The organism is Rossellomorea sp. ABR4_004, from assembly GCF_056159585.1.
Window position 1 is genome coordinate 1 of sequence record NZ_JBSWVM010000009.1, and the last position, 13,373, is coordinate 13,373.

Annotated in this window: 13 protein-coding genes and 1 other annotated feature; of the genes, 4 read left to right on the forward strand and 9 right to left on the reverse strand. The window is 40.7% G+C overall.

What is annotated here, in order from left to right; genetic code table 11:
- Nucleotides 1-730: 730 nt before the first annotated feature.
- Nucleotides 731-1,003, forward strand: a complete 273-nt coding sequence (locus ACXAF2_RS22735; protein ID WP_148971261.1) for a DUF2187 family protein — start codon at nucleotides 731-733, stop codon at nucleotides 1,001-1,003.
- A 106-nt stretch (nucleotides 1,004-1,109) separates the two neighbouring features.
- Here ACXAF2_RS22735 and ACXAF2_RS22740 read toward each other — a convergent pair whose 3' ends face one another.
- The 6 genes from ACXAF2_RS22740 to ACXAF2_RS22765 form a co-directional block, all read right to left on the reverse strand.
- On the reverse strand, nucleotides 1,110-1,370 hold the full coding sequence (locus ACXAF2_RS22740; protein ID WP_475142020.1) for a YpbS family protein: 261 nt from the start codon (nucleotides 1,368-1,370) through the stop codon (nucleotides 1,110-1,112).
- A gap of 87 nt (nucleotides 1,371-1,457) precedes the next feature.
- Nucleotides 1,458-2,906, reverse strand: coding sequence for a cardiolipin synthase (gene cls, locus ACXAF2_RS22745; protein WP_475142021.1), 1,449 nt, complete (start codon nucleotides 2,904-2,906; stop codon nucleotides 1,458-1,460).
- Nucleotides 2,907-3,022: 116 nt separating this feature from the next.
- Nucleotides 3,023-4,456: an alanine/glycine:cation symporter family protein gene (locus tag ACXAF2_RS22750; RefSeq protein WP_475142023.1), complete on the reverse strand. Its 1,434-nt coding sequence runs from the start codon at nucleotides 4,454-4,456 to the stop codon at nucleotides 3,023-3,025.
- A 307-nt stretch (nucleotides 4,457-4,763) separates the two neighbouring features.
- Complete coding sequence (locus ACXAF2_RS22755; protein ID WP_475142024.1) at nucleotides 4,764-5,966, reverse strand: DUF819 family protein; 1,203 nt, start codon at nucleotides 5,964-5,966, stop codon at nucleotides 4,764-4,766.
- A 254-nt stretch (nucleotides 5,967-6,220) separates the two neighbouring features.
- Nucleotides 6,221-6,388: a hypothetical protein gene (locus ACXAF2_RS22760; protein ID WP_187443454.1), complete on the reverse strand. Its 168-nt coding sequence runs from the start codon at nucleotides 6,386-6,388 to the stop codon at nucleotides 6,221-6,223.
- Between the two features lie 219 nt (nucleotides 6,389-6,607).
- Nucleotides 6,608-7,021: a CBS domain-containing protein gene (locus tag ACXAF2_RS22765; RefSeq protein ID WP_148971266.1), complete on the reverse strand. Its 414-nt coding sequence runs from the start codon at nucleotides 7,019-7,021 to the stop codon at nucleotides 6,608-6,610.
- Nucleotides 7,022-7,404: 383 nt separating this feature from the next.
- Between ACXAF2_RS22765 and ACXAF2_RS22770 the strand changes: the two genes are divergently transcribed.
- From ACXAF2_RS22770 to ACXAF2_RS22780, 3 genes are all read left to right on the forward strand, one after another.
- Nucleotides 7,405-7,554, forward strand: coding sequence for an Lmo0850 family protein (locus ACXAF2_RS22770; protein ID WP_181778163.1), 150 nt, complete (start codon nucleotides 7,405-7,407; stop codon nucleotides 7,552-7,554).
- A gap of 83 nt (nucleotides 7,555-7,637) precedes the next feature.
- Nucleotides 7,638-7,919: a hypothetical protein gene (locus ACXAF2_RS22775; protein WP_475142025.1), complete on the forward strand. Its 282-nt coding sequence runs from the start codon at nucleotides 7,638-7,640 to the stop codon at nucleotides 7,917-7,919.
- Nucleotides 7,920-8,084: 165 nt separating this feature from the next.
- On the forward strand, nucleotides 8,085-8,984 hold the full coding sequence (locus tag ACXAF2_RS22780) for a diacylglycerol/lipid kinase family protein (RefSeq protein WP_475142027.1): 900 nt from the start codon (nucleotides 8,085-8,087) through the stop codon (nucleotides 8,982-8,984).
- 46 nt (nucleotides 8,985-9,030) lie between these two features.
- Here the strand turns inward: ACXAF2_RS22780 and ACXAF2_RS22785 are convergent, their stop codons facing one another.
- From ACXAF2_RS22785 to ACXAF2_RS22795, 3 genes are all read right to left on the reverse strand, one after another.
- Nucleotides 9,031-9,612, reverse strand: a complete 582-nt coding sequence (locus tag ACXAF2_RS22785) for a YqaA family protein (RefSeq protein ID WP_148996517.1) — start codon at nucleotides 9,610-9,612, stop codon at nucleotides 9,031-9,033.
- Between the two features lie 216 nt (nucleotides 9,613-9,828).
- Complete coding sequence (gene argS / locus ACXAF2_RS22790) at nucleotides 9,829-11,511, reverse strand: arginine--tRNA ligase (RefSeq protein WP_475142028.1); 1,683 nt, start codon at nucleotides 11,509-11,511, stop codon at nucleotides 9,829-9,831.
- 48 nt (nucleotides 11,512-11,559) lie between these two features.
- Nucleotides 11,560-11,763 (reverse strand) — a binding site (T-box leader).
- 52 nt (nucleotides 11,764-11,815) lie between these two features.
- Nucleotides 11,816-12,991 (reverse strand): FtsW/RodA/SpoVE family cell cycle protein, encoded by a 1,176-nt coding sequence (locus ACXAF2_RS22795; RefSeq protein ID WP_475142030.1) that lies wholly within the window; start codon nucleotides 12,989-12,991, stop codon nucleotides 11,816-11,818.
- Nucleotides 12,992-13,373: the final 382 nt, after the last annotated feature.

Consider the following 13,373-nt stretch of genomic DNA (forward strand, 5'->3'; position numbering starts at 1 on the left):
GGGGTCTCACCTGTCCAGCTATTCCCGCAGGAGTCGAGCCTCCTTCCGCTCCAATCAACTTTCTGAGCATAAATCCTAAATCGAAAACAATTTATACAAGCTTTTTAGCAAACAATCTTATTAAAGGTAAGTAAACTTTGAATTTCCTTTTAAGGAAGAAGAATTATTTTTTTCTATTTATATTGTTTTCTTGCACACCTTGAAGCTCTGTCATGAAAAAACTGTTAAAGATGGTGAGGGGAACTGCGCAGACTCCTGCGGAAGTACGGTCGTGCCGAGACCCCGGAAGCGAAGCTGAGGAGGCTCGGCCGAACGTCCGCGGAAAGCGGAGCAGTTCCCCTCACCATCCAGCATAAACCTGCTTGACAGAGCCCAGGCAGATTTTATGCTAAAAAACAACAATCTTTGTGAAAAGAGCCTTTTATTAAGCTCCGTGCCGAGACCCCGTTCGGCTATCCAGCACAAACGAATTGACAGATTCTTGTAAAAAAATGTAAAAGGAAGGATTTTCCTATATTAGTAGCCAATAGATATAATGAGGGAGAAAGAATAAGCAAACAAAAAAGTTTTCTTAAAAGGTTTTGATAAACATGAATTGTGGTAGAAGAAGGATAAGTATTCATTGAAAATTATATAAATACCAGTTAGAATAATATTATTAGAAAATTCTTTCAATTATATAGACTAGAAAAGAAACATATTACATTTTTATTAAAAAGGGGATATTAAAATGGAAAATACATTCGTGTACTCAAAAGATAATGCTAACCTTGGAGATACCGTTCAATTCAAAAGAAAGAAACATGTCATCAATGGCGTGGTTACTACCCTTAGAGAAAATACGGTCATTGTCAAAATGGACAGGGATGTTGCGAAGAAGCTGGATTTACCGGACGATCAAACCGTCGTGTCACATAAAAACTATGCCGTCATAGAACGCGCAGAAATTGGTACACAACCTGTATTTGTATATGATGGGTGGAATAGCGCATTAAAAGCATAAGTTCCAACATACAAAGGAAAAGACCCTGAAACGCCTACCATTCATATGGATTAGACGTTTCAAGGTCTTTTTATTGTGGAGTCTGACACTCGCAACAACTACGCTCTCATTTATTTAATTTAGCAGCATATTCCTTCACCATTTCAATTGTGACAAGCTTTCTCTGTGGAACGACACCTTGACGGGCAAGGATATTGATTTCGTTCGTCACATGATTAATGACATCCGTTGTAAACGGCTGGTCTTTCAAACAAAGCTGAACGGCTTCATCGATTGCTCTTTCTCTCCGCTCATCCAGTATCATAAATTGTTGTACCAGTTGATTTTGTTTACTTGAATGCTTCGTAATGTCTTTATGTACACTCATGATTTCATCCCTCTCTATCAATTACGCATTATATCCTCTATTATGCCTTCTTCCAGGCACTCATGGCAACGTCTTAGAATATAACTTCTATAAGATAGGGGACAGGAGCCTTGATATTGATTCTTTCACTTTGATCTTCACAGGTCGTTTATTATACTCTTCCATGGTTACTTCTCTACTCTTCTCAATATCTTTCCTGAACACAGCACTCAGATTTTCAGAGATGGTTTGATCATATAAAAAGGCATTTACCTCAAAGTTGAGGCGAAAGCTTCGTACATCAATATTTGCCGTTCCAACTGAAGAAATGGTTTCATCCACTACAATGGTTTTGGCATGAATAAAGCCGTTATCATAAATATAAATTTTCACTCCTGCCTTCAGCAACTCACCAATGTAAGAATAGGTCGCCCAATACACAAATAAATGGTCAGGTTTGTTCGGAATCATAATCCGGACATCGACTCCTGTAAGAGAAGCAATTCTCAGTGAATCCAGGAGGCTGACGTCCGGTATGAAATAAGGAGTTTGAATATAGATGGATCGTTTGGCAGATGAAATCATTTTAATATATCCGTTTTTAATTTGCTCCCATTCAGAGTCAGGGCCACATGTCACGATCTGTACTCCGGCATGACCAGTAAAGGAAGGCTGTGGGAAATAGCGTAAATTGTAAGCGATCTTCTTCGAGCGGCTGGCTTGATTCCAATCCAGAATAAACCGGGTTTGCATTGCAAGTGTTGAACTCCCTACAATCCGCAGGTGGGTATCACGCCAATAACCGAATTTAGGATTCAAGCCCAGGTATTCATCTCCAATATTAAATCCACCTACATAACCAACCTTACCGTCAATAATCACCAGCTTTCGGTGGTTTCGATAGTTTAGGCGTAGGTTGATAAAGGGAATTTTCGAGGGGAAAAACACGGCTACTTCCCCGCCGGCTGCAAGGAGCTCTTTAAAGAAGCTTCTTCTTGTCCGTCGGGAGCCCATTTCATCATACAGAACCCTGACCTTTACGCCTTGTTTTGCTTTCTCAGTAAGCTTCTGCAGGATCCGCTTGCCTAAGTGATCTTTCTTAAAGATATAGTATTGGATATGAATATGATCCTGTGCTGCTTCTAAATCTTCCAATAAGGACTCGAATTTGTCCTTTCCATCGGTGAACAATTGTACTTCGTTATCCTGTGTCAAAAGAGCGTCATTATTCATGAGGTGCATGTAAATAAGGTCCTGATAGCGGGAGGACGTTTCATTTTTAAAAGGGAAACGGTGTTCTTTCAGGGAGTGGATCTGTTTTTGAATCAAATTTTCAATGCCGATTTTCTTCATATCTTCCCAGTCGAATAAACGCTTTCTGCTTAAGTTCTGACCGAAGATTAAATAAAGAATAAAGCCGAGAAGGGGAATGAAAAACAGAACCATAAGCCATGCCCAGGTCGCGCCGGCATCTTTTCGCTCGAGGAAAATGATAACGGCAGCGAGGACCAGGTTAAGAACAAATAAAACCCCTAAAAGAGTAGATAGGATACTCATAGTATGTAGACTCCTTTAACTAGCTTTCTATAAATAGTATACCTGAGAATGGAATAGAAAAAAATGACAAAGAAAAACAGAGCAGACTGTCAGCCTGCTCTGTTCGGTAGGTTTCTTTATTCATTCACAGCTTTTTTACTCATCTCACGTCCACGTGTCGGCCAGCTTTCGACTCCCTTTAAACCAGGAATATCATCTGCATAGAAGATCGGGTCCAAGCCTTGTCGTCGCTGACTCATATAGTTGTCCAATGCTTTAAAAGCAATTGGTGCTAAAATACCGATGGCAATCAAGTTGGTAAGAGCCATTAATGCCATGGAGAAATCTGCTAAGCTCCACACAATATCAAGACTTGCAACAGAACCGAAGATCACCATCCCTAAAGCAATGAAGCGGTAAATCAGAAGTCCTGTCTTACTATCGTTAATGAATGGAAGATTGGCTTCTCCAAAATAATAGCTCCCAATGATTGAGCTGAAGGCAAAGGTGAAAATGGCAATCGCTAAGAAAATACCAGCCCAAGAGTTAAAGTGCTCAGACATGGCTGCTTGAGATAGCTCGATACCCGTCAGCCCGGAACCGTACGCATCTGAAGTTAAGATGATAAACGCAGTTGCAGAACAAACGAGCAGCGTATCAAAGAAGACACCAAGTGCTTGAATGAACCCCTGTTTCACCGGATGTGAAACAGATGCTGTAGCGGCGGCATTCGGCGCACTACCCATACCGGCTTCATTGGAGAATAATCCGCGTTTTACACCGTTCATAATCGCGGCACCAATTCCGCCACCAACCACTTGTTCAAATCCAAAGGCACTTTTGAAAATAAGTGCAATGACTCCAGGCATTTCCGTAATATTCGTAATGACTACAAATAAAGCTAATACAATATAAAAGACCGCCATGATCGGAACAATGATGGAAGAAAAGGTCGCTATACGTTTAACGCCCCCGAAGATGATGAGCGCAGTCAAACCGGCTAACACAATTCCGATAACAAACGTATTGATTCCAAATGAATTACTGAAAGCTGTTGCGATGGTGTTACTTTGAACCGCGTTAAAAGTTGTCCCGAAAGAAAGGATGATGGTGACAGCAAAGATCGAACTCATCCATGGCTTGCCCAGTTGTTTCTTCATATAGTAGCCGGGGCCGCCTTTAAATCCAACCTTATCTTTTTCTTTGTAAATTTGGGCCAGAGTACTTTCAACAAAGGCGCTGGCTCCTCCCAGAATGGCGACAAGCCACATCCAGAATACCGCTCCAGGTCCCCCAATTGCTAAGGCAATGGCTACTCCTGCTAAATTACCTGTACCAATTCGAGTACCTGCTCCAATAAAGAATGCTTGCAGGGATGATATTTGCTTTTCCCCTTCCGCCTCGACCACATCTTTATCTCCTAATAATCGAAGCATTTCACCAAAGTGGCGAATTTGAACAAATTTAGATCCGATTGTGAAGTATAATCCTAAAATGAGGAGTACGCCTATTAAAATATACCCCCATAATATTGAATTTGCTTCCGTGACTAAATTGTTTAAAATATCCATGATAACCCCCTCAGAAATTTGTGTCGGTTACGTTTTATATTATCTGAAAATTTCAAATTAAAGTCAAGTTATTATCTGAATATTAAAATATTACCAATGGTTATTTAGGAGGACGAACTATTTTGTCATAGTATTAAAGGTTTCTTTTGTAGTTATGAGTCCAAAGTAGTGGTTAAATAAATTATTTCGACATAATATATTTGTCTCTATTCGAATAATTATTTTTTATTAAGGGGGACTGACGGACCATGGGTTAAGGTTCACAAAAAAACGGATCACTGATGGTCAGCGATCCGTTTTACATCATTTATAATGTCCTGCTTACCCATTCGGCAATCCAGGCACAGGCAACGGCGGCATAAGTTCCCACCACATTACCTAGTATCCCCATCAATAATCCTACAGGGGCAAGAGAAGGCTGGAATACAGAGGCTACAACAGGTGCAGAGCTTGTCCCGCCGATATTTCCTTGAGATCCTACAGCTACGAAGAATAAAGGAGCTCTTAGTAAGCGTGCCACTAAGAAAATGATGATTACATGAATGGCTAACCATACAATTCCCATTGCAACGTATTGAGGGGAATCCCATACATAAGCAAGATCGGCTTTTGCTCCGATCGTTGCAAGCAGGAGATAAATTCCTGCGTATCCTATTTTACTTGCACCGTAGTTCTCAAGGGTGCGAATTTTAGTAAAGGAGAAGATGATCCCGACTGCAGAAATGATCATAATCGTCCACGTTCCAGCAGAGAGTACATTTGTGACCGGTAACGTTTCTGAGAACTTTCGCACAACGTAAGCTACACCGAATCCTAAACCAATGATGGCAGCAAGATAAGGAACCTCGATCGGCTTGGCGTTTTTACGCTGAATTTCGCCCATATCCTCATTCACCTTACGAATGATCGAGTTATCCGCTTTGTTCCATTTATCGAATTTATGTTGGAATCCTGCCAGGGCAATCATGATTCCCATCCAGCTATATCCAACAACGGTATCAACGACAATAATAGGAGAAAGGATTTCTTTCGGTGTACCAGTAGCTTCAATCATGGCTGCCATATTGGCGCTTCCGCCAATCCAGCTTCCGGCAAGTGCCGCTACTCCAGTCCATGCGTCCTCAGGAAGAAACGGCTGGAATATGGCTAAAGCGATGGGACCTCCGATCACAACACCAAGAGTTCCGGCAAGGAACATTGTAATCGCTTTTGGACCAAGCTTTAATGTTGCTGGAACATTCGCTGAAAGGAGCAGCAATAATAATCCCACTGGTAATATGTAAGCCGATGTAAAGTCATATAAAGCCGACTGATCCGGGATGATTCCAAACGTTGTAGATAACATCGGAAGGAAATAAGTCCAGATTAATGGTGGAGCATAGTGAAAGAACTTCTGTAAGAAAGGATTCTTCGACTCCCCAAGAATGAACACAAGACCTACTAAGGCAGCTAAATAAGAAAAGATTGCCATAGGTTCTTGAATTAAGATAGTGTCAAAACGCCACCACATAGTAAAACCTCCTTAAAAATAGATAACAAGGTTTACTATAACATTGAAAACGGTTACTATTTAGAATTTTAATAAGTGCTAATCTTTGATCAATACTGAATATAAAGAAGGGGCATTCAAAGAACAAGGGAGGAGTCACAAGTCATCTTGCTCAACAAAAAAAGCCACAGGAATCCATGGCAACACGTTCATTTGCATTAGATATGTATGAATGCTTGTAATGAGGATTTTTAATATAGAAGGAAAGGTAAGGATTAATAATAATTCCAGAATCCTAAAGCAAATAATAAAATACCCGTAATCATTGAAATACCAAATAACATAAATAAGAAATCAAGAATGCTGTCGGCGAAGACTCTTCTACGGTTCTCACTTTTAAAATGACGTACTTCCTTTCGATACGATCGTGCAGCACGACTCATAAAAAACCTCCTCCTTAATAAACATCATTTGTATTAACACATATTCGTCACAATACAAGAAAATCCTTCCTGAAAGTGAAAAATATGCCGACTGACCTATAACCAAGTCGAAGGGAGGGATGGACCTTCACTACATCCACAACACAAAATGAGAGGCTATGCAAAGATAGCCTCTCATTTGGATAAAGAAAGCTTAGAAGCGAGTACCTGCTGCCTCAATTAGCGGAGGTTATTTTGAGAAATTCCACTAAGGGCGCTACCGGCACTTTGATCCGATTGCTGTTGTACTGCCAAATCTCCCAGAGCCAGCATCCCGACCAGCTGTCCGTTTTCCACGACAGGCAAACGACGGACCTGGTGTTGAGACATTAAAGCGGATGCTTCCTCGACCGATGCATCCGGAGAGATTGTCACGACCTGCTGTGACATAACTTGAGAGACATTTCCCTGTGCACCTTGAGTCAGTCCACGAGTAGCAATATCACGGTCTGTTACCATACCGACAACTTGTCCGTTTTCAACAACGGGAACGGAACCAACATTTCTGGAACTCATTTTAGATGCGACGCTCTGAAGTGAGTCCTGATTTGAAGCGGCTTCCACATTTGTCGACATAATATCACGTACTTGCATGTAAATTCCCCCTTAATCAAATTGGCAGTACACCATTATTATTAGATAAATCCACTCAACTATTCTTGAAGGTTTCAGCCATTATTTTCAAATGAGAGGGACGGACCTTCATAGAGTGCTTATTGAATATCATTTAGTAATAAACATTAAGTGAAATCGGTATGAGTATAGGATCCAGTGAGAATGTTTTTCCATGTGACGGGCGTTTAACTTTCGTGATATTAAAATGTGTAATGAGGGACAAAATATTCTAAGAAAAAGTGCAGAAATAGGATTATAGTTTCATTTTTAGGGAAAAGGAAAACCATTAACGATAAAGTGAAACTTTTCTTTAGAATAAACGTACAAATAGGTAACGACATTTTATAAAAGAGGTGAATAACGTGGTAAAGGAGAACGATCGCTTAAAAAAAGTGATAACGAAATTGTCGAACGTTGGTGTTAATATTTCAAAAACGAAATCAAGACGTGAAATTCTTCATTCACTGAAGCAGTATCAGCCATTACCTAAGACGTTAACCCAAGATTATTAAACTTCCACCCCGTGGAACATTGGACAGACATATTCCCCCTTTTTTCACGATATACTAAGTAGTAGTGAAGAGGAGGGGTAGGTATGGAGAGAATGATGTTTGATTTACAGGCATTAAAGGAAATCAGAAAGAAGGCAGATGAAATTTCATACTACTGTATGAGCCGAGATCAGCCAGATCCTCATCGTGTAAGCACGGCGTTAGATCAGGTATGTCGTGCACTTGCTATGTTTGCAGAAACGGAAATTCATCGAATGGAGAATCACCATATTCCTTATGATCCCGAAAGTTATATTAAAGGTCGTCTTGGAATTGCGTATCGATCTGTTCTCCAAGTCCCTCAAGAGGATTCCAATACAGCATAGTAAAAGAGGTTGACCCAAGAATTCAAGGGCTTCTAAGTCAAGAACATGATAGAAATAATCAGAAACTCTGAAAGAATCAGGACTGGTCCTTTAAGGATGACATCACTCATCGTTTTGGGTCAGCCTCTTTTTATTTACTACTATAAAAGTTAGGTGACGATATTCATGACGATGTTTTCGGATATATTGTTGGTCTGTAATGGGAAGGCAGGTCAAGGAACGTTAGAAGTTCTGTTAAAGGATGCCGTGCCCCCATTGTTAGATATCTGTACGAACTTAATCATTCATAAAACAAAAGAGAAGGGCGATGCCGAAAGAATTTGTATGGAAACGGGTCATCAATATGAACTGGTGGTCATTATGGGTGGTGACGGAACGATCCATGAGGCCATCAACGGATTGGCAGTCTTAGAAAAAAGGCCATTGGTAGGCATCCTCCCTGGAGGGACGTGTAATGATTTTGCGCGCTCATTACATATTCCCATGAATATTGGACAAGCTGTCCGGCTCATTACCGAGCGTCCTTTTGAAAAGGATATCGATATCGTCAAAGCGGACGAGAGGTATTTCAGCAATTTCTGGGGAACGGGGCTGGTCGCAGAGACGAGCGATAATATCGATGTAGGATCAAAGAGTGTCCTCGGAAAACTGAGTTATTATATCAGTGCGTTTCAGTCCATTCAGGAATCCCCAATCTTAAATGTAAAGATAACGACTGAAAATGAAGTGATTGAAGAGGAAGTTGTGATGTTATTGGCAGCTAACGGACGGTCGATAGGCTCTAACCAACTGCCGAACTGCATTGATATGGAAGACGGGTTGATGGATATTTACGTTGTCAAGAAAAGCGGATTTCCGTTATTAAAGGAATTTCTCGTTATCAAAAGTACAGGCAATATCAGCGAACAATATGACGATATTATTCACATTCAAGCAAGGGAAGCCCATATCGAACTTGGACAGAATGAAAAGCTTGATATGGATGGGGAATTATATGAAGGCACCAGGCAATCTCTCCAAGTGTTAAATAAGCATCTGCGATTTGTGGTTGGAATGTTAGAATAAAAAGAGAGCAAGGGGATTTATTCTCCCTTGCTCTCTTTTCCTATGATTATACCGTTTTCTTTCTCTTCTTTATTATCAGGTATACCAGATAAACAGCGATTAAGACGCCACCAGCCCCAAGCGTAAGAAGCGTAAAATTCTCTTCAATGAAAGGTTTTGCTTTAGCTCCAAGTGCTAAGATGATTGCACCTTCTAGGAAGAAACGAATTCCCCTTCCGATAATCGACCAGATCACAAGGACTCTGATCTTTACACCGGAAACCCCTGCGAAAATCGTGAAGATCTTATAAGGTACAGGTGTAAGTCCTGCAATTAAAAGAGCCATTGCTCCATATTTGTTAAAGTATTCCTCTACTTTTTGAATCCTTTTTTCAGAGAAGAAATACACAAGGATCGGTCGTCCAAGTTTCTTACCAATCCACCAGCCAAGAAGGGCTCCGATAACGGAAGCGATAGTGGTATAAAGTGCATACAGCAATGCGCTATCCGGATTGGCAATCGCTAATGGAATCAGTAGTACATCAGGCGGTATAGGGAAAAATGATGAGTCAGCGAATGAAACCAGAATTAGTCCCCATACACCATAATCCAGTAACCATGCTTCGAAAGCGTGAAGTAGTTCAGACATAAATTCAGTAATCTCCTTTATTGATCAAGCGTTATTTTCGATTTTAATGGAACATAAGAAAGTATATCACTTTTCACAAAAGGAGTCATGAATTATCCTGTAGGGATGGAACGAATTCACGGAAATATCCTACTTATAACATTTAACGTAATTTAAAAAAGGCTTTAAGCGAAATAATCTATTTCTCGGGAAATAGTGACAAGAAAATTATATATTCTACATTTCTGAAGGAGACTTCATTCCTAATAATCGTAATCCTTCCGCGAGGACAGCCGAAACGGCGACAACCAAGGCTAATCGGGAGGCTTGCTGGGAGTCTTCTGAAATGATTTTAGTTTTTCCGTAATAACGGTTAAAGCTTTGTGCGGTATCGACTAAATATTTGGCAATGGTTGAAGGGGCATAATATTTCCACGCTTTTTCGACCACCTCAGGAAACAAACGTAATTGTTTAATTACTTCCCAGCTTTCAGCATCGTCAAGTCCCTTAAACGTCAATGGAAGGGATTCACCCGCTTTTCTCAGAATGGATTGAGCTCTGGCGTACGTGTACTGAATGTATGGACCTGTTTCACCTTCGAAGGTGAGCATATGTTCCAGGGAGAATTCAATATCGTTCACCCGATCATTTTTTAAATCGTGAAAGATAATGGCGCCCACCCCAACATCTTTAGCCACCTCTGAAGCATTCATTAAGTGAGGATTCTTTTGTTTAATATTTTTTTCAGCCATATGAATCGCTTCTTTGAGGACCTCTTCGAGTAAGATGACTCTGCCCTTTCTCGTGGACATCTTTTTTCCATCTTTCAAATAAAGTCCGAAGGGGATATGTTTCATATCATCAGCCCAGTTAAACCCGAGTTTCTTCAGTACTTCCATCACTTGTTTGAAATGAATGGTCTGCTCCTGGCCGACAACATACAGAGCTTCATCAAAGTCATGCTGACGATGGCGATACAGTGCTGCAGCCAGGTCTCTAGTAGCATAAAGGGTAGCTCCGTCTGACTTCTTGATGAGGCAGGGCGGGAGATTTCCTTCTAAACGAACGACTTTCGCCCCTTCAGAGGTTTCAAGAAGGTCATGATCCTGAAGCATTGTCACAACTTCACCCATTTTGTCATTAAAAAACGCTTCTCCGTTATAGGAATCAAATTCCACACCGAGCAAAGAGTAAATCGTTTTAAAGGCATGAAGTGATTCCTCTTTAAACCATCTCCAAAGCTCCGTTACTTCCGGATCTCCGTCTTCTAATAGCTTAAAGGCTTTTCTTCCCTCTTTCTCAAGTGAAGGGTCCTTTTCTGCTTCCTCATGAAATTTTTTATATAAAATAAACAATTCGGCGATCGGGTTATCCTTCACTTTTTGTTGATTTCCCCACTTATTGAATGCGACGATCAATTTCCCGAATTGTGTACCCCAATCACCGATATAATTGATTTTTTCTGTTGTATAGCCGCATTTTTCGGCAATGGTGGCGATGGAATTACCGATGACTGTGGAGCGTAAATGTCCCATGGAAAAAGGTTTTGCAATATTTGGGGAGGACATATCCAAAACGATGGTTTTTTGAGTTCCAAATTCATGACTTCCGTAATCCGCACCATTCTCTAATATCGCTGAAACAATTTTCTTACCTGCTTTCACTCCATCAAACCGGATATTAACATAAGGACCGACTGCTTCCACTTTACTGAAAAAGGGAGAGGAGAGAGAATCCGCAACCTCACCTGCAATGACGTGAGGTGCTTTTTTCCATGATCTCGCCAGCTGGAAGCACGGAAAGGCCAGGTCTCCCAAATGAGAATGTTTGGGCGTTTCAATCAACTCGTAAAGATCATTCTTATTCCAATCGGACAACACATGTGTGAGTGCATCGGCTACTATTGATTTCAAATCCATCATCTACACCTCCTGAAATTAAACACAAAAAAACCCGTCTCTATATTAAATAGAGACGAGTTTAGCTCGCGGTACCACTCTTATTCCCCAAAAGGGCGCTCATTGTATAACGGGAGATCCCGGTTTTTCCCTACTAACTTCAAGAAAAACTTCTCAGAAGTGCGGTTCATCCCAGGCTTCACACCAGGCTCCCACCATCCCCGGCTCGCTTTTGATCCACGTCAGAATTACTCTCTTCATCTTCGAATATGCGTATATAATTACTACTATTTTACACATTCTGAAGACGATTGCAACCTGTAATTTAAGAATCTTCTGATGAAAACATATACGTTTTATGGTGGAACCTCATACTGAACACAAGTCCAAGGGCCAGCATATTCCCCATTAGTGAACTTCCCCCATAGCTGATAAAAGGAAGAGGAATACCGGTAATCGGAAGTAATTGAATCGTCATTCCGATGTTCTGGAACACATGGAAAGTAATCATACTGATAATCCCTGCGCATACATAGGCGTTGAATGGTTCTTTCGTGTCTAGAGCCGTTTTCGTCAGATGGTAAATAAGCAAGAAGTATAAGCTGATCACGACACTTGCGCCAATAAATCCGTATTCTTCCCCGATCACACTGAAAATAAAGTCGGTATGATTTTCAGGGATATATACCTCACCATCACTGTAGCCTTTCCCGAAGATCTGGCCGGAGCCAATGGCGTTAAGGGAGTTAATTAAGTGAAAACCTTCTAATTTTGCGTAGTTATAAGGATCTAACCAAGCATAAATACGTCCAAATTGATAAGGCTTTACATTTAAGTATTTTTCAAGCAGCTCAGGTGCCCAAATCACAAGTGAAAGGATGATTCCCCCAAGTACTCCGATAGAAGCATATATGGGAACGATCAGCTTCCACGTAATACCTGATACTAAGATGATTCCGGTCATGATGGCTAAAATGACAAGGGAAGTCCCTAAATCCGGCTGCTGCATAATAAAAGCAAGGGGGAGAAGAGTCGTCGCCCCAATTTTCAGTAACAATTGAAAATCTGTCTGTAATGTTTTACTTGGATTTAGCTCATGATGATTTGTAATGATTCGTGCAAGAGCAAGAATTAAGAACGTCTTCATAAATTCTGAAGGCTGTATCGAACCAAGCGGTCCAAGCATGAACCAGCTTTTGGCTCCGTTTCTGTAAGGGGCGATGCTTTCCGGTGAGATGAGTAATACAAGCAGCAGGAAAATCCCTGCACCGTATATGTACCAGGCAAGTCGCTTATACTGATCGGAATCAAGGAATAAGGCTCCACCAATAATAATTCCACCTACGACATACCAAAAAGCCTGTCTTATCACAAAGTTTGTCCCATATTGACCTGAAGTCTGGGCACTGCTTATACCCATAGCACTAACGATAAAAAACAACATTAATAAAAAGAGAAGACCCCAATCGATCTTGTCAGCAAATCGCTGGCGAGTTTCCATAATCAATTCACCTGAATTTCTAAAGATTTCACATTCCTAGTCTAATAGAAATGAAGGGAAATTTCTACTCATGACCTGATAAAATACGGAAGTTCTGACGGGATGTTACAGGCGTTAAACGAAATTTGTCGAAATGAATTCAATGATAAAGCCCATAGGAGTGGGATCCGACAGGGGAAGAGCGAAAAGTAATACCATTTTTTACATAATTGTGATCATTATTTGTCTTCAAAATATGAGAAGAAAGTGCCGTGGGCTTATAGCTTGACCGCGATTCCTTCCATTCCTATAACCTAAATCGAAATAATTAAAGCCGACGGTCCTGCAATATGACTATTTTCGACAATTACCTGCGACTTTTGTCATCATTTTGAAATGAAAT